The sequence below is a fragment of the Pseudomonas danubii genome (assembly GCF_042980055.1).
GTDB classification, from domain to species: Bacteria; Pseudomonadota; Gammaproteobacteria; order Pseudomonadales; family Pseudomonadaceae; genus Aquipseudomonas; species Aquipseudomonas danubii.
Genome location: NZ_CP116502.1, coordinates 6,276,769 through 6,291,764 on the forward strand (window position 1 = coordinate 6,276,769; position 14,996 = coordinate 6,291,764).

The following is a 14,996-nucleotide window of genomic DNA, read 5'->3' on the forward strand; positions in this document are numbered from 1 at the left end:
TATCTCTTACTCACTGACCGCAAGGGGCGAGGCATGCACGGGTGCCAGGGCATCCAGCGCGAGATTGAGTTGCAGCACATTGACCCGGGGCTCGCCCAGCAGGCCGAAGGTGCGGCTTTCGCTGTGGTCCTGCAGCAGCGCCTGCAGATCGGCCAGCGGCAGGTTGCGCAGGCGGGCCACCCGGTTCAATTGCAGCTGGGCGTTGGCCAGGGAGATGTGCGGGTCCAGGCCGGAAGCCGAAGCGGTCACCGCGTCCACCGGTACCTGCATGTCCGCCGCCAGGCCGTTGAGCTGGCGATAGGCGTTGACCCGCGCGGCTACGCTGTCCACCAGTTTCTGGTTGGTGGGGCCCAGGTTGCTGGCACCACTGGCCCCGGCGTTGTAGGGCTGGGGCACGCTCTTGCTCGGGTCCAGCGGATCGCTGCCCAGGGTCATGCTCGGGCGGCCCTGGAAATACTCCGGGCGACTGAAGGACTGACCGATCAGTGCCGAGCCCACCACCACCCCGTCACGCTGCACCAGGCTGCCCTGGGCCTGAAACGGGAACAGCAGGTTGGCCAGCACGGTGGTCGCCAGCGGATAGGCCAGCCCGGTCAGCAGCATGAAGAACACCGCCGCCACCAGCACCGGGCGCAACAGGCCCTTGAACAGCACCGCAGTGGTGCCTTGGGTTTGCATTTGCGTCGTCATCACAACCCCTTACTTGTAAGTCTGGCCGGCCAGCAACTGCAGTTGCTCCACCAGCGGGCCGAGCGCGAGGGCCGGCAGGAAAGTCAGGCCACCCACCACCAGCACCACGAACACCACCAGGAACATGAACAGCGGTGTGGCGGTGGGAATGGTGCCGGCACCGGCCGGGATGTTCTTTTTCGCCGCCAGGGAACCGGCCACGGCCAGCATCGGCAGCATGGTGAAGAAGCGCCCCATGAGCATCGCCAGACCGATGGTGGTGTTGAAGAACGGCGTGTTGGCATTGAGCCCGGCAAACGCCGAACCGTTGTTGGCGGTACCCGAGGCGTAGGCGTAGAGCACCTCGCTGAAACCATGGGGGCCAAGGTTGTTGAGGCTGTTCATGGTGTCCGGCCACAACGCTGCCAGGGCGGTGAAACCGAGGATGCAGATCGGGTGCGCGAGCACCGAGAGCATCACCAGCTTGATCTCCCGGGCCTCGATCTTCTTGCCGAGGAATTCCGGGCTGCGGCCGATCATCATGCCCACCAGGAACACCGTCAGCAGGGCGTACTGGATCAGGTTGATAAAGCCCACGCCGTCACCGCCAAACACGCAGTTGAGCATCATCTGCGCCAGGGGCACGAAACCGCCCATGGGAGTCAGCGAGTCATGCATGGCGTTCACCGAACCGGTGGTGGCGCCCGTGGTGGTGGTGACGAACAGCGCGGTGTCGGCGATGCCGAAGCGCAGTTCCTTGCCTTCCATGTTGCCGCCACTCTGGGTTGCCGACAGTTGTTGGTCGGCACCGACCTGGGTCAGCAGCGGATTACCGCCCTGCTCCGCAGTGAAGACAATGGCCAGGAAGCCGACGAACATCACCAGGAAAGTGCCGAAGAACACCCAGCCCTGACGCCGACGCAGCAGCATGCTGCCGAAGGCGTAGGTCAGTGCCGAAGGGATCAGCAACATGCTGAGGATGTGCAGGACGTTGGTCAGCGGGGTCGGGTTCTCGAACGGGTGGGCGGCGTTCATGCTGAAGAAGCCACCACCGTTGGTGCCGATGTGCTTGATCGACTCGAAGCTGGCCACGGCGCCGACGATCAACTGCTGCTGGGCGCCTTCCAGGGTGGTGGCCAGGGCCTGGGAGTTGAGGGTCTGGGGCATGCCCTGCCAGACATAGACCAGGGCCATGACCAGGCACAAAGGCAGCATCACCCGGTACAGGGTGCGGGTGAAGTCGACCCAGTAGTTGCCGATATCCGCCGAACTGGAACGGCTCAGGCCGCGAATGAAGCCGGCCGCGGCGACAACACCGGCGGTAGCGCCGACGAACATCAGGAAGGTGATCACCGCCATCTGGCTGAAGTTCGACAGGCTGCTTTCACCTGAGTACGCCTGCCAGTTGGTGTTGGTGATAAAGGACGCGGTGGTGTTGAACGCCAGGTCCGGGGTCTGCGCCGCCAACCCCAGGGGGTTGAGGGGCATGACAGCTTGCAGGCGCAGCACCAGGTAGCCCAGGAGCATCATCGCCGCGTTGGACAGCAATAGCGCCGAGCCATAGCGGGCCCAGCCCATGGTTTCGCCGGGGTCGATCCCCAGCAGGCGGTAGGTGGCCCGCTCGGGCAAGGCGTGGCCGCGGCCGCTGAAGACCCGGGCCAGCCATTTGCCCATGAGTACGGCGAGCCCGGTCATTACCCCGAGGATCACCGCGTATTCCAGCACAGTACTCAACATGTCGATGCTCCGTTCAAATCTTGCCCATGGCGACGATGACCAGGGCCGTCAGTACAAAGAACCCCAGGGACAGGCCCACGAAGATCAGGTCGTACATGGCTGGTTTCCTTTCTCGAGAATGCCCGGACGGGCGAATGAAAATGCCGGGGTAGCGTTGGGTGCGGTCATCAGAATTTCTCGGCACGGATCAGCGCGTAACCCAGGTAGACAAACAGCAGCACGGCGCAAAAACCGCTGGCGCCGTAGATGAATTCCAGTGTCAGCAAGGCTTTTCCCCTTAATCCATTGAGGCGGCGCCGCAACCGCAGACAGCGGCCCGGGGCGCAACCGGTCAGGCACCCGGCAACGGGCACCGGCAGGGAGTCGGGAACGAGCCGTCCGCCGCTCTCCTCTGCGCCACGCAGGTTAGGTGAGGACGTATCAAGGTCGGACACTGATTGCGGGGGGCGGTATTAAGACGGCGTATAGATTGCGGCCAAGGCCGGGGGAATCGGGGGCCGGCCAGCGCCCCCGAGGAGATCATTCACTTTTCAGCGGTAGCCAGACCTCCACCACGCCGCTGCCGGTATCGGGGTTGAAATCGGCGCTGTAGCGCTCGAATTCCGGGGCATCGGCCGCCTCGCGACCGGACTGGGGCAGCCAGGTCTTCCAGATGTAGTTGAAGGTCTGTGGCAGTTCCTGCAAGGAGCCACCGTGCTCGAACACCGCATAGTTCTGCGGCTGCACCTCGATCCAGCGATAGCGCTCGGGCAAATCGTCGAGCTTGCTGATCTCGACTCCGGCCAGGTATTCGAAGCCACCCTGGCCATCGGGGTTGCAACAGATGCCGTAGGTCACCTCATCCACTTGCCCCGGCACCTTGCCGATGTGGGGGATGAAGCGCTGCCAGAGCTGACCGATGTCCTGGCTGGCGCCAGGGGTAAACCGCTCGCTGAAGCCGGCGATCAGCAGAAAACGCTCTCTTTCGAAGCGCGGTTCTGGACCTGCGCCCTGTTTTTGCTCATCCATGAATGCCACTCCTGCCGCAGAAAAGATGGGTACGGCAGCAAGTATAGAAGCCAATCGCCAGGGCCAGGATCAGAGCGCCGGAAGGTCGACCACCCCGGCGCCGACGATGAACTCCTGATAACCGGATAGGATCACGTACACCGCGAAATAGCAGAAGATCGCCGCAGATGCCAGGTAGGAGTAGCGCAACAGCTTGTCGCCCAGCAACTTGCCGCCCTGGGTCGCGGCCAGGCACAGGCCCATGGTCCAGACCAGCCCGGCGCAAAAGAAGCCGGCCAGGAACAACCCGGAATCGGCAATCGTGCCGCCACCGGATCGGGCAATCAGGGTGCCCCCCACGGCGGCAAACCAGAGGATCGCGCTGGGGGAAGACATGGCCAGGAAGATCCCGCGCAGGAACTCCTTGCGCGGCGAACCGCGGTCCGCCTCCCCCGCCGTGGCCAGCAGCGCACTGTGATGAATGGCGGCGTAGATCATCTTTGCCGCGAAATACACCAGCAGCGCCGAACCGCCGATCCACAGCACCCAACGCACAGTTTCGTACTGCAACAGTACGGTCATCCCGGCCAGGGCCAACAGCGCGTAGATCAGGTCACCCACGCAAGTCCCCAGGCCCAGGCAGAAGCCCTGGAAATAGCCGCGCTGCATGGCCAGGGTGATCATCGCGATATTGGCCACGCCGATGTCCAGGCACAGCGAAAGGCTCAGCAAAAAGCCGCTGGTAAACTCCATCATTCATCCTGTTTGACGCTGTTGTTCGAAGAGCTGCCGAGCGGCATCAGATCTGCCCGAACGAATCAGGCACAGGCCGGGCGCCGTCCTTGCAGGCAAAAAGCGTGCACGTTATAGCGGCAAACCCGCCAGCCGGGCAAACCGCCGGCAGCGCAAAAATATTTTTCCGCTGCTCTGGACAAGCCCGCGCCAGCGCCTTTATCGTCTGCCCCCGCAGGCCACCGCAGTGGCCAACGTCGCTCGGACGGTTCCGGGCGCTTACGTCTTTTCGAGGCAACAATGGCCGAACAAGGTTCGCCGCGCCGCTTTGCGCGCATCGATCGTCTCCCCCCTTACGTTTTCAACATCACTGCCGAGCTGAAGATGGCTGCGCGTCGGCGCGGCGAAGACATCATCGACTTGAGCATGGGCAACCCCGACGGCGCGACTCCGCCGCACATCGTCGAAAAGCTGGTGACCGTTGCCCAGCGTGAGGACACCCACGGCTACTCCACCTCCAAAGGCATTCCACGGCTGCGCCGGGCGATTTCCCGCTGGTACAAGGATCGCTATGAGGTCGATATCGACCCGGAAAGCGAAGCCATCGTCACCATCGGTTCCAAGGAAGGTCTGGCGCATTTGATGCTGGCCACCCTGGACCAGGGCGACACGGTGCTGGTGCCCAACCCCAGCTACCCGATCCACATCTACGGCGCGGTGATCGCCGGCGCCCAGGTGCGCTCGGTGCCACTGGTGCCCGGGGTGGACTTCTTCGCCGAGCTGGAGCGGGCCATTCGCGGTTCGATCCCCAAGCCGAAAATGATGATCCTGGGCTTCCCCTCCAACCCCACCGCGCAGTGCGTGGAGCTGGATTTCTTCGAGCGGGTGATCGCCCTGGCCAAGCAGTACGACGTGCTGGTGATCCACGACCTGGCTTACGCCGACATCGTCTACGACGGCTGGAAAGCCCCGTCGATCATGCAGGTGCCCGGGGCCAAGGACATCGCGGTGGAGTTCTTCACCCTGTCCAAGAGCTACAACATGGCCGGCTGGCGCATCGGCTTCATGGTCGGCAACCCGGAGCTGGTCAACGCCCTGGCGCGGATCAAGAGCTACCACGACTACGGCACCTTCACCCCACTGCAGGTAGCAGCAATCGCGGCACTTGAAGGCGACCAACAGTGCGTCAAGGACATTGCCGAGCAATACCGGCAACGGCGCAATGTGCTGGTCAAGGGCCTGCACGAGCTGGGCTGGATGGTGGAGAACCCCAAGGCCTCGATGTACGTCTGGGCCAAGATTCCCGAAGCCTATGCGCACCTGGGCTCCCTGGAATTCGCCAAGAAGCTGCTGGCCGAGGCCAAGGTCTGCGTGTCGCCGGGGGTGGGTTTCGGTGAGTACGGCGACGATCATGTGCGCTTCGCCCTGATCGAAAACCAGGACCGGATTCGCCAGGCGGTGCGCGGCATTCGCGGGATGTTCCGCGCCGACGCCCTGGTGCAGAAAAGCTGAGACTCCTTCAGCCACAAAAAAACCGCAGCGATGCGGTTTTTTTGTGCCTGCACTGTAGCCGCTGCCGCAGGCTGCGAACGAGTGCGTAGCACTCGCGGCGATTCAGAAGCCTATCAAGGGCTGACGGCAGATCACCGGGCAAGGCCCTTCGGACCTTTGCCCAGCCTCGCCACAGGCTCGACAGCGGCTACAGGGGGCAGCCCCGCCGTTTAAACCACCAACGACAACAACAGGATGAAGATCAGGCCCACCACCGAGAGGATGGTTTCCATCGCCGTCCAGGTCTTGAAGGTCTCGGCCACGGTCATGTTGAAGTACTGCTTGACCAGCCAGAAGCCCGCGTCGTTGACGTGAGACAGGATCAAGGAGCCGGCACCGGTGGCCAGCACCAGCAGTTCGCGGTTGACCCCGGGGATCATCCCTACCACCGGCACCACGATGCCCGCGCCCGTGATGGTGGCCACGGTGGCCGAACCGGTGGCGATACGAATCACCGCCGCCACCAGCCAGGCCAGGAGGATCGGCGAGATCTGCGCATTGACCGCCATGTGGCCGATCACATCACCCACGCCGCTGGTCACCAGCATCTGCTTGAAACCACCGCCAGCACCAATGATCAGGATGATCGCCGCGGTAGGCGCCAGGCTGGCGTCGAGCAAACCGAGGATCTGCTTGGAGCCGATGCCCTGCTTGTAGCCGAAGGTGTAGAGCGACAGCAGCAGGGCCAGCAGCAAGGCACTGATCGGGTGGCCGATCATGTCCATCCAGATGCGGAAGAAATGCCCGTCCGGCAGCGCCACGTCGGCGAAGGTCTTGAGCAGCATCAGGAACACCGGCAGCAGTACAGTCAGCAAGGTCACGCTGAAGCTCGGCAGGTTCTGCGAGGTGTTTTCACGGGCCAGCTGGTCCACCAGTTCCTGGGACGGGTGGCCCGGGATGTATTTGGCGATGAAGGTGCCGTAGATCGGACCGGCAATGATGGCCGTCGGCAGAGCAACGATCAGGCCGTAGAGAATGGTCTTGCCAATGTCGGCACCAAACACGCCGATGGCCAGCAGCGGCCCCGGATGCGGCGGCACCAGGCCGTGCACCGCCGACAGGCCAGCCAGCAGTGGAATGCCGATCTTGATCAGCGACACCCCGGTGCGCCGGGCGACGATGAACACCAGCGGGATCAGCAGCACGAAGCCGATCTCGAAGAACAGCGGGATGCCCACCAGGAACGCGGCGAACATCATCGCCCACTGCACCCGCTCCTTGCCGAACGAACGGATCAGGGTCTGGGCAATCTGATCGGCGCCGCCGGACTCGGCCATCATTTTTCCGAGCATGGTGCCCAGGGCCAGGATGATGCCGACAAAACCGAGCACGCCACCAAAACCGTCCTGGAACGCCTTGATGATCTTGTCTACCGGCATGCCCGAGGTCAGGCCGAGGAACCCCGCGGCAATGGTCAGAGCAATAAAGGGATGCAGCTTGAATCGGGTGATCAAGACGATCAGGCCGATGATAGTGACCACTGCATCAACCAGCAGATAGGTCTCTTGGGACATGCCAAACATGGGATTGCCTCCGGTTTGTTGTTTTTATTTAAGCGTTAAAAACAAGGGCCGAGTGGGATAGCGCTACCTATTTCGAGCCAGCACTTAATGTGAAGGTTCAAGGCCATGCTCCAGCCACCATTGGTTGGCCAGTTCGGCCAGGCGCTGGACGCTCAGGGTGCTGGCATCCAGGGCCAGGGTGAGCGGCTCCCCCACGGGGGATTCGAGGGTGGCGAACTGACTGTCGATCAGGGTCGAAGGCATGAAATGCCCTGGCCGGTGTGCCACGCGATCGGCGGCCACTGCCGGTGTCAGTTCGAGGAAGATAAAGCCCAGGCCGGGGGTCGCTGCGCGCAGGCGTTCACGGTATTTGCGCTTCAAGGCCGAGCAGGTCAGTACCGGACGCTGACCGGCGGCCAGGGTCCGACGCAATTCATCGCAGAGGCTGTCGAGCCAGCCGGCACGGTCGTCGTCGTCGAGGGGAATGCCGGCGCTCATCTTGGCGATATTGGCGGCAGGGTGGAACGTATCGCCTTCAATGGCCGTGGCGCCGCTGCGTTGGCACAGCGCCTGGCTGACGCTGGATTTGCCACAGCCGGCAACACCCATGATGACCAGGGCGGTAATAGATTGACTCATGTAACACCTCAGCGCGCAGACAGCGCTACCTTCGCTAGTTCTAGTTCTAGTACAAAAACAGTGTCTGCCGACGCCTTCTTGTCATTTTTGTGGGTTGCCGCGTATATAGTCCGCCAAACCAAAGAGTGAGGGTCAGGCACACCTCGCTCACGCATTGCAGCTGTTTCAGGACAGCGCTACCTTAGTGACTTGAATTTTGTTTGGCAAGCCGTCTGATGACCCCTCATAAAAACGATAAAAGCTCCCGTACCACGGGGCGCCCTACCCTCAACGAAGTGGCGCGACTGGCCGGCGTCAGTCCGATCACCGCCTCCCGGGCCCTGCGCGGCGTCAGCAGCGTGGCCACCGAGCTGGTGGAAAAGGTGCAGAAGGCCGCGCAGGAGCTGAACTACGTGGTCAACTCCGCCGCCCGTGCCCTGGCCTCGGCCCAGAGCCAGTCGGTGGTGGTGCTGGTGCCGTCGCTGTCCAACCTGCTGTTCATCGAAACCCTGGAAGCCATTCATCAGGTCCTGCGACCCAAGGGCTTCGAAGTGCTGATCGGCAACTACCACTACTCCCGGGACGAAGAAGAAAACCTGCTGCGCAACTACATGACCTACCAGCCCCGGGGTCTGTTGCTGACCGGTTTTGACCGTACCGAAAGCGCCCGGCGGATGATCGAGGCCAACAACATCCCCTGCGTCTACATGATGGACCTGGACCCCGGCGCCGGGCTCAACTGCGTGGGCTTCTCCCAGTTGAACGCGGGCGAGACTGCCGCCCAGCACCTGATTTCCCGTGGTCGCAAGCACCTGGCCTACGTCGGCGCACAACTGGATCAACGCACTCTGCTGCGGGGCGAAGGTTTCCGTCGCGCCCTGCAAGAGGCCGGGCTATACAACCCCGATCTGGAACTGCTGACCCCACGCCCATCCTCCGTGGGCCTGGGCGGCGAACTGTTCCTGCAACTGATGCAGAGCCAGCCACAAGTCGACGCCATCTTCTTCGGCAACGACGACCTGGCCCAGGGCGCACTGCTGGAAGCCATGCGCTGCGGGATCAAGGTTCCGGAGCAAGTGGCGGTGCTGGGTTTCAACGACCTGCCCTCCTCGGAACACATGGTGCCGCGCCTGAGCAGCATCAGCACCCCAAGGGAAGCCATCGGCCGCCGTGCAGCCGAGCAGATGCTGACCCTGCTGGCCGGCAATAGCGTGGCCGAGCCCGTGGTGGACATGGGCTTCGAGCTGCGGGTGCGGGAAAGCACCTGAGGTGTTTCAGGGCTGCAGGCTCAGCACGCTGAGCAGCAGCCCGAACCCCACCAGCACCACACCAAATACCTGATCGATACGGCGCTTGTACCCCAGCAATCGACTGGCAATGGCCGGTGCCGAGAAAAACAGCGCCACCGCCACGAACCACAACACGTGAGCCAGGACAATGATCCCCCCGTAGCCGATCTGCACCGGCAATGCCGTGCCCGGCTGGATCACCTGCATAAACAGGCTGAGAACGAAAATCATCGTCTTGGGGTTCAGCGCATTGGTCAGAAAGCCGCTGCGCAGAGCCGCCCATGACGAAGTCTCGACATTCGCCGCCCCCTCCTCGTGCGGCCCCTGGTCCGAACCGCGCAACAGCTTGATCCCCAGATAGATCAGATAAAGCGCCCCGGCAATCTTCAGCGCGGTGAACCACAGCAGCGACTGCTGCAACAGCACCCCCACCCCCAGCAGGCTGTAGCCGATATGCAGCATGACCCCGAGCCCGATACCCAGGGCAGTGAACACACCGTGGCGGCGCGAGAGCATCAGGCTATTGCGCGTTACCAAGGCAAAATCGGCTCCGGGGCTGAGTACAGCAAGAATGGTAATGGTGATTACGACTAACAGTTCAGTCACGTTACATACGCCTTGGTTATAGAATCAGGCGCTACTGTATGGGGATCGGCACGGGGACAGCCAACGATGAAAACTGACACTCTCAGTGATAAAAACTCACAGACATTGCGCCGACGCCTACCGCCCCTCGGCGCCTTGCGCTGCTTCGAAGCAGCGGCACGCCTGGAAAGCTTCACCCAGGCCGGCGCCGCCCTGCACCTGACCCACGGCGCCATCAGCCGCGCCGTGCGCGCCCTGGAAGAAGATCTGGGCACGACGCTGTTCGAACGCCGCAGCCACCGGGTATTTCTGACGCCGGCCGGAGCCGAACTGCTGCACAGCGTGACCCAGGCCCTGGACCTGATCGAGAACACCGCCAGCCGCCTGCGGGCACCGGACCCCGAGGCGCCACTGGTGCTGTCCTGCGAACCGACCCTGCTGATGCGCTGGCTGATTCCACGCCTGCCGGCGTTCCAGGCCGCTCACCCGGAAATATCAATCCAGTTGCTGGCCGGCGGCGGGCCTTTCTCGTTCAATGCCGGCATCGACCTGGCGATCCGCCGCAACGATTTCGCCTGGAGTGATGAAACTCAGGCCCACTGGCTGTTCGACGAAGCCATTGGCCCCGTGTGCCGGCCGGACAAACAGGCTGACTGGACCCCTTCGCCAAACGGCCAGCCGACCCTGGCGGAACACGCCCCGCGCCTGCACAGTGCCACCAGGCCGCAAGCCTGGGAGCAGTGGCTGCAACAGCGGCAGCTGCCTGCTACCCCGCCTCTCCAGGAGCAAGTCTTCGAGCATTTCTACTTCAGCCTGCAAGCGGCGGTGGCGGGACTCGGGCTGGCCATCGCCCCCTGGCAACTGGTGCGCGATGATCTGGCTGGAGGGTTGCTTTGCGCCCCTTTCGACTTCGTCGCCGACGGCAGCGCCTATTACCTGTTATCCGCCCAGGCGATCAGCGACGCATCGGCGGCCGGTCATTTGCTGCGCTGGTTGCGTGAACAGGCCCTGGGCTAAACCCCGGGGGCGGGCAGCGGCCCCAGCGCTGGATCTTCGCCACTGAGCAACTGCACCAGGGCCAGGGCGCCCTTCTGCAGCGGCCGGTTCTTCAGCCACACCGCATGCACCGGCAAAGACAAGCCGTTGTCGAGGTTCTTGAACTTCAGCCTCTGCAGGCGCCCTGCCGCCAGCAGCGGCTGGATCACCGACAAGGGGAAATTGCCCCAGCCGATGCCGGCTTCCACCATGTGCAGGGCCATGGCCAGGCTGTCGGTGCGCCACAGCGACTCGCCCACCAAGGGCCGCGTATCGCTGATGGGCAAGTCGCGGCTGGCCACCACAACCTGGCGAAACCGGATCAGCTCCTCCAGGTACAACGAGCCATCGCTGGCCACAAACACCGGATGTCGCGGCGAGATGCAAGCAATCACCCGCTCACTGCCGATGTACTGGAAATACTCCAGGGCATTCACGCTCAAGCCGGCAAAGGCCACGCCCACACTCACCCGCCCACTGTGCAGCAGTTGCAGCACATCATCCTGGGGGGCACTGAGCACCTCCACCTCCAGCAGCGGATAGCGCTCGGCAATCAGCTTGATGGCGGCCAGCACTCGCTGCTTGTCGATGTCATCCACCACGGCGATCGACAGCTTGCTCTCCAGGCCCAGGGACAGCTCGATGGCGTGCACCTGCAACTGCTTGAGCTGGTCGGCGATCAACCGCGCATGGGGCGCCAGGGACAGGGCCAGGGGAGTCGGCACCGGCTCGCGATGGCGGCGATCGAACAGGGCGTAACCCAGTTCAGCCTCAAGGTTGGCAATACCCATGCTGACCGCCGAGGGCACCTTGCCCAGGGAGCGGGCCGCCGCAGAAAAGGAGCCGCGCTCGAGCACGGCGAGAAACAACTGGATGCTGTCACTGGAGAAATTCATGGGGGGCAACCTATCAATAAAACTGAAAGCTTCCGACTTTTTCTGTCATTGCTATTGAAGCTACCTTTCTCGCCCTGCGCCAGTCCAGCCCTGGCCATTGCCATTCAATACCGAGGAATTTCCATGCAAGGCGTGAAACGCAAACTGGTCTACGTATCCCTGTTCGAGGTGTTCGGCATGACGTTCTCGGCCCTCGGCCTGGCCCTGCTGTCCGGCACGTCCCCCAGCAGCACCGGGCCGCTGGCCGTGGTCATCACCAGCATCGCGGTGACCTGGAACTTCATCTACACCACGCTGTTCGAGCGCTGGGAAAGCCGCCAGCCGTCGCGCACCCGCACCGTCAAGCGGCGCATCGCCCATGCCGTGGGCTTCCAGTTGACCCTGATCGTGTTCCTGATCCCGCTCATCGCCTGGTGGATGAACATCAGCCTGGTGCAGGCCTTCCTCCTGGACCTGGCGCTGATCCTGTTCATCCCCTGCTACACCTTCGCCTTCAACTGGCTGTTCGACCGGGTCTTCGGTCTGCCGGCTTCGGCCCTGCCCGATCCGGCCTGAAGCTGGGCAAAACACCCCTGGAGGCAATTTGGCCGTCGCCGAGAACCTGGCTCGCTGATAGATTCCCATGGCCAACCTGTGCCACGAACAAGGAAGCGTCATGGGAACCCCCTGCAGAATTCTCGGTAAAGCCTCGTCCATCAACGTCAGGAAAGTCTTGTGGACCTGTGAAGAGCTGGACCTTTCCTACCAGCAGGAAGATTGGGGCAGCGGCTTCCAGTCGACCCACAGTCCCGAATTCCTCGCCCTCAACCCCAACGCCCAGGTCCCGGTGCTGATCGATGATGCCGGAGCCCTGTGGGAGTCCAACAGCATCTGCCGCTACCTGGCCAACCTGCACCCCGGCAGCGGCCTGCTGCCCATCGCCCCGCGAGCCCGGGCCCTGGTGGAACAGTGGATGGACTGGCAGGCCACCGAACTCAATCCGGCCTGGAGCTACGCCTTCATGGGCCTGGTGCGCCAGCATCCGGATTGCCAGGACAGCCGGCGCATCGGCGCCAGCCTGCTGGCCTGGAACGGCAAGATGGCGATCCTTGAACGGCAGCTTGAGAGCACCGGGAACTATGTTCTCGGTGAAGACTTCAGCCTGGCGGATATCGTCCTTGGCCTCTCGGTCAATCGCTGGAAGATGACCCCGATGGAACACCCGGACTTCCCCGCCGTGGCCGCCTACTACGAACGCCTCAGCCTGCGTCCGGGCTTTGTGCTGCATGGACGTAACGGCACGCCCTAGCCTGCCCCTTCTCAGCCCACCGGAGATTCGACATGGATGGACTCAACGTACTACTGACCGGCGCCTGCGGCAGGATCGGCAAAGTGTTTTTCCAGGGCTCCCAGGAGCGCCATCGCTTCACCCTCACTGACCGCGTCGAGCCGGACTTCGACATCCCGGCGCCCCACCGTTTCGTGCGCCTGGACCTTGATGACCCGCAAGCCATCAGCCGCCTGCTGCCGGGGATCGACGTCATCGTGCACCTGGCCGGCATCCCCCACGCCACTGCCGGTTTCGACGAATTGCTGCCCAACAACATCCTCGCCACCACCTACCTGTTCGAGGCCGCAGTGAACGCCGGTTGCCGGCGCCTGGTGTTCGCCAGCAGCGCCCAGACCATCGAAGGCTACCCGGTGGACCGGCAGATCACCCCGGGCATGCCGGTGATGCCGGCCAACCTCTACGGTGTGAGCAAATGTTATGGCGAAGCCCTGTGTGCCTTTTATGCAGCCCGGCGCGGGCTGTCCTGCATCGCCCTGCGCATCGGGGCGTTCGAGGACCCGCAACACCACGAACTGACCACCACCCGCGACCTGAGCGCCTGGCTCAGCCCTCGGGACGCTGTGCAACTGCTGCAGCGAGCGGTAGAAACCCCCGGGGTGCAGTTCCTGATCGGCCATGGCATATCCAACAACCGCTTCAAGCGCCTGGACCTCAGCGAAACCACCAAGATCCTGGGGTACGAGCCTGTGGACGATGCCTTCCAGGAGCATTTCGGCATTCCCATCACTTACTGAGACGCTGATCGCCGCCCCTCGGCAAACAGGCGGGCGGCAATTGCCAGGAAGCGGCAAGACTTGTCCGCTTACTGGCCACCCGCCGAGAACAATTGCCCTAACCCACTGATATTCAATGACTAAAGTATCGGCATGGAACTTGCTAAAACTTCAGCCTAGTTCTCTCACACAGGTTCCCGATCATGTTGGTCAACGCCCAGAAATCCGTTTCGGTGCAGCCCACCTCGCGCACCGATATGGACCCGACCACCGCTGCCGCCAGCGCGCTGTACAGCGGCATGTTGCAGCAGGCCCAGAACTCCGTGACCGTGCCGACGTCCCAGTCCAGCCTGCAAGGCAATACCGTGGACGACAACGTCAATGCAGCGTTCGCCAAGACCCGTGTCCTGCTCCAGGCCACGCCGCCCGCCACCAGCACTCCACAGGCCACCAGCGCCACGGAAACCGGTGCCCTGAGCGAGTTCAAGGACTACATGAGCAAGACGCCCGAACAGCGTCTGCGCGACAGCATCCTCAAGGATATGGGGCTGACCGAAGAAGACCTGAGGAACCTGCCACCTGAACGGCAACTGACGATCAACCAGGAAATCGCCCAGCGCCTGCAAGACAAGATGCAGTTGGCCAAGGAAGAGAAAGAGGCCAAGGACAGCGCCAAGCCGATCGACGAGAAGTTCCTCGCTGCGTTGTAACAGCGCCAACAAAAAGGGTTCCCTGCATGGGAACCCTTTTTTGTATCCGAAGGAAAAGCGCGGCTACAGCTGCAAGGTCGAATTGAACTGGCTGATGGCATCCACCACATGCCTTGAGCCCTGCTGAATCTCCAGGATCACCTCCCCCGCCTCATTGGCCAGCTCGACCCCAAGTCCAGTACGACTCAGGCTCGACTGCATGCTGGTGACCGCGCTCATGGACAGGTCGTGGTTCTTGCGCACCACCTCGACGATCTCCACCGTCGCCTGGCTGGTGCGTGCCGCCAGGCTGCGTACCTCGTCCGCCACCACCGCGAACCCCCGTCCATGCTCGCCGGCCCGGGCCGCCTCGATGGCTGCATTGAGCGCCAGCAGGTTGGTCTGGTCGGCAATCCCGCGAATGGTCTGGACTATGCTGCCGATGATCTCCGATTGTTTGCTGACCGCATCAATGCTGCGGGCGGCTTCGTTCAGGTCGTGGGAAATCTGCTGAATGATCCCCACCGTCTGTTGCACCACCTCCGAGCCCTTCTGGGCGCAGGCATCATTCTGCACCGAGGTACTGTGGGCCGATTCGGCGGCAGATTGCAGAGTGGTCACTTGCTGGGTGATATCGCTGGCGAACTTGACCACCTTGTACAA

At 62.8% G+C, this 14,996-nt stretch carries 18 protein-coding genes; 7 read left to right on the forward strand and 11 right to left on the reverse strand.

Features of this window, described 5'->3' with window-relative positions; genetic code table 11:
* Positions 1-6: 6 nt before the first annotated feature.
* From kdpC to PFZ56_RS28235, 6 genes are all read right to left on the reverse strand, one after another.
* On the reverse strand, positions 7-690 hold the full coding sequence (gene kdpC / locus PFZ56_RS28210) for a K(+)-transporting ATPase subunit C (RefSeq protein WP_102880631.1): 684 nt from the start codon (positions 688-690) through the stop codon (positions 7-9).
* A 9-nt stretch (positions 691-699) separates the two neighbouring features.
* Positions 700-2,406 carry a potassium-transporting ATPase subunit KdpA gene (gene kdpA, locus PFZ56_RS28215; RefSeq protein ID WP_110594803.1) on the reverse strand — a complete coding sequence of 569 codons (1,707 nt, stop codon included), beginning with the start codon at positions 2,404-2,406 and terminating at the stop codon, positions 700-702.
* Between the two features lie 13 nt (positions 2,407-2,419).
* On the reverse strand, positions 2,420-2,590 hold the full coding sequence (locus PFZ56_RS28220) for a hypothetical protein (protein ID WP_162884082.1): 171 nt from the start codon (positions 2,588-2,590) through the stop codon (positions 2,420-2,422).
* Positions 2,574-2,672, reverse strand: a complete 99-nt coding sequence (kdpF, locus tag PFZ56_RS28225; protein WP_016968152.1) for a K(+)-transporting ATPase subunit F — start codon at positions 2,670-2,672, stop codon at positions 2,574-2,576. The genes PFZ56_RS28220 and kdpF overlap by 17 nt, the downstream gene beginning before the upstream one ends.
* Before the next feature lie 253 nt (positions 2,673-2,925).
* On the reverse strand, positions 2,926-3,414 hold the full coding sequence (locus PFZ56_RS28230) for a GyrI-like domain-containing protein (protein WP_102860634.1): 489 nt from the start codon (positions 3,412-3,414) through the stop codon (positions 2,926-2,928).
* A gap of 69 nt (positions 3,415-3,483) precedes the next feature.
* Positions 3,484-4,146 carry a LysE family translocator gene (locus PFZ56_RS28235; RefSeq protein WP_110594805.1) on the reverse strand — a complete coding sequence of 221 codons (663 nt, stop codon included), beginning with the start codon at positions 4,144-4,146 and terminating at the stop codon, positions 3,484-3,486.
* A gap of 279 nt (positions 4,147-4,425) precedes the next feature.
* Here PFZ56_RS28235 and alaC point away from each other — a divergent pair, with 279 nt between their 5' ends.
* Positions 4,426-5,637 (forward strand): alanine transaminase, encoded by a 1,212-nt coding sequence (gene alaC, locus PFZ56_RS28240; RefSeq protein ID WP_102880635.1) that lies wholly within the window; start codon positions 4,426-4,428, stop codon positions 5,635-5,637.
* A gap of 209 nt (positions 5,638-5,846) precedes the next feature.
* On the opposite strand, the gene PFZ56_RS28245 is transcribed toward alaC, so the two are convergent.
* Together PFZ56_RS28245 and PFZ56_RS28250 are read right to left on the reverse strand one after the other, a co-directional pair.
* A complete protein-coding gene (locus tag PFZ56_RS28245) occupies positions 5,847-7,199 on the reverse strand; it encodes a GntP family permease (protein ID WP_047305702.1) in 1,353 nt (450 codons plus the stop codon).
* A gap of 84 nt (positions 7,200-7,283) precedes the next feature.
* Positions 7,284-7,817, reverse strand: a complete 534-nt coding sequence (locus PFZ56_RS28250; RefSeq protein ID WP_102860632.1) for a gluconokinase — start codon at positions 7,815-7,817, stop codon at positions 7,284-7,286.
* A gap of 215 nt (positions 7,818-8,032) precedes the next feature.
* On the opposite strand from PFZ56_RS28250, the gene PFZ56_RS28255 reads away from it, so the two are divergent.
* On the forward strand, positions 8,033-9,064 hold the full coding sequence (locus tag PFZ56_RS28255) for a LacI family DNA-binding transcriptional regulator (protein WP_102880636.1): 1,032 nt from the start codon (positions 8,033-8,035) through the stop codon (positions 9,062-9,064).
* Between the two features lie 6 nt (positions 9,065-9,070).
* On the opposite strand, the gene PFZ56_RS28260 is transcribed toward PFZ56_RS28255, so the two are convergent.
* Positions 9,071-9,691, reverse strand: a complete 621-nt coding sequence (locus PFZ56_RS28260; RefSeq protein WP_102880637.1) for a LysE family transporter — start codon at positions 9,689-9,691, stop codon at positions 9,071-9,073.
* Between the two features lie 66 nt (positions 9,692-9,757).
* Here PFZ56_RS28260 and PFZ56_RS28265 point away from each other — a divergent pair, with 66 nt between their 5' ends.
* Positions 9,758-10,687, forward strand: coding sequence for a LysR family transcriptional regulator (locus tag PFZ56_RS28265; RefSeq protein ID WP_170001718.1), 930 nt, complete (start codon positions 9,758-9,760; stop codon positions 10,685-10,687).
* Here PFZ56_RS28265 and PFZ56_RS28270 read toward each other — a convergent pair.
* Positions 10,684-11,601 (reverse strand): LysR family transcriptional regulator, encoded by a 918-nt coding sequence (locus PFZ56_RS28270; protein ID WP_110594811.1) that lies wholly within the window; start codon positions 11,599-11,601, stop codon positions 10,684-10,686. The genes PFZ56_RS28265 and PFZ56_RS28270 overlap by 4 nt on opposite strands.
* Before the next feature lie 123 nt (positions 11,602-11,724).
* On the opposite strand from PFZ56_RS28270, the gene PFZ56_RS28275 reads away from it, so the two are divergent.
* The 4 genes from PFZ56_RS28275 (at position 11,725) to PFZ56_RS28290 (ending at position 14,354) form a co-directional block, all read left to right on the forward strand.
* On the forward strand, positions 11,725-12,156 hold the full coding sequence (locus tag PFZ56_RS28275; protein WP_102860627.1) for a PACE efflux transporter: 432 nt from the start codon (positions 11,725-11,727) through the stop codon (positions 12,154-12,156).
* A 100-nt stretch (positions 12,157-12,256) separates the two neighbouring features.
* Positions 12,257-12,889, forward strand: coding sequence for a glutathione S-transferase family protein (locus tag PFZ56_RS28280; RefSeq protein WP_102860626.1), 633 nt, complete (start codon positions 12,257-12,259; stop codon positions 12,887-12,889).
* A 32-nt stretch (positions 12,890-12,921) separates the two neighbouring features.
* Positions 12,922-13,665, forward strand: a complete 744-nt coding sequence (locus PFZ56_RS28285; RefSeq protein ID WP_102880640.1) for an NAD(P)-dependent oxidoreductase — start codon at positions 12,922-12,924, stop codon at positions 13,663-13,665.
* A 182-nt stretch (positions 13,666-13,847) separates the two neighbouring features.
* On the forward strand, positions 13,848-14,354 hold the full coding sequence (locus PFZ56_RS28290; protein WP_102880641.1) for a hypothetical protein: 507 nt from the start codon (positions 13,848-13,850) through the stop codon (positions 14,352-14,354).
* Between the two features lie 63 nt (positions 14,355-14,417).
* On the opposite strand, the gene PFZ56_RS28295 is transcribed toward PFZ56_RS28290, so the two are convergent.
* Entirely contained in the window at positions 14,418-14,987 is a 570-nt protein-coding gene (locus PFZ56_RS28295; protein ID WP_253169425.1) for a methyl-accepting chemotaxis protein, read from the reverse strand.
* Between the last annotated feature and the right edge of the window lie 9 nt (positions 14,988-14,996).

Excerpts from the sequence above, each read along its gene's own strand:
- PFZ56_RS28270 (WP_110594811.1), bottom strand. The coding sequence starts at position 11,601 with ATGAATTTCTCCAGTGACAGCATCCAGTTGTTTCTCGCCGTGCTCGAG.
- PFZ56_RS28235 (WP_110594805.1), bottom strand. The coding sequence starts at position 4,146 with ATGGAGTTTACCAGCGGCTTTTTGCTGAGCCTTTCGCTGTGCCTGGAC.
- PFZ56_RS28265 (WP_170001718.1), top strand. The coding sequence starts at position 9,758 with ATGAAAACTGACACTCTCAGTGATAAAAACTCACAGACATTGCGCCGA.
- PFZ56_RS28245 (WP_047305702.1), bottom strand. The coding sequence starts at position 7,199 with ATGTTTGGCATGTCCCAAGAGACCTATCTGCTGGTTGATGCAGTGGTC.
- PFZ56_RS28285 (WP_102880640.1), top strand. The coding sequence starts at position 12,922 with ATGGATGGACTCAACGTACTACTGACCGGCGCCTGCGGCAGGATCGGC.
- kdpC (WP_102880631.1), bottom strand. The coding sequence starts at position 690 with ATGACGACGCAAATGCAAACCCAAGGCACCACTGCGGTGCTGTTCAAG.
- alaC (WP_102880635.1), top strand. The coding sequence starts at position 4,426 with ATGGCCGAACAAGGTTCGCCGCGCCGCTTTGCGCGCATCGATCGTCTC.
- kdpA (WP_110594803.1), bottom strand. The coding sequence starts at position 2,406 with ATGTTGAGTACTGTGCTGGAATACGCGGTGATCCTCGGGGTAATGACC.
- PFZ56_RS28290 (WP_102880641.1), top strand. The coding sequence starts at position 13,848 with ATGTTGGTCAACGCCCAGAAATCCGTTTCGGTGCAGCCCACCTCGCGC.
- PFZ56_RS28230 (WP_102860634.1), bottom strand. The coding sequence starts at position 3,414 with ATGGATGAGCAAAAACAGGGCGCAGGTCCAGAACCGCGCTTCGAAAGA.
- PFZ56_RS28280 (WP_102860626.1), top strand. The coding sequence starts at position 12,257 with ATGGGAACCCCCTGCAGAATTCTCGGTAAAGCCTCGTCCATCAACGTC.
- PFZ56_RS28250 (WP_102860632.1), bottom strand. The coding sequence starts at position 7,817 with ATGAGTCAATCTATTACCGCCCTGGTCATCATGGGTGTTGCCGGCTGT.
- PFZ56_RS28275 (WP_102860627.1), top strand. The coding sequence starts at position 11,725 with ATGCAAGGCGTGAAACGCAAACTGGTCTACGTATCCCTGTTCGAGGTG.
- PFZ56_RS28255 (WP_102880636.1), top strand. The coding sequence starts at position 8,033 with ATGACCCCTCATAAAAACGATAAAAGCTCCCGTACCACGGGGCGCCCT.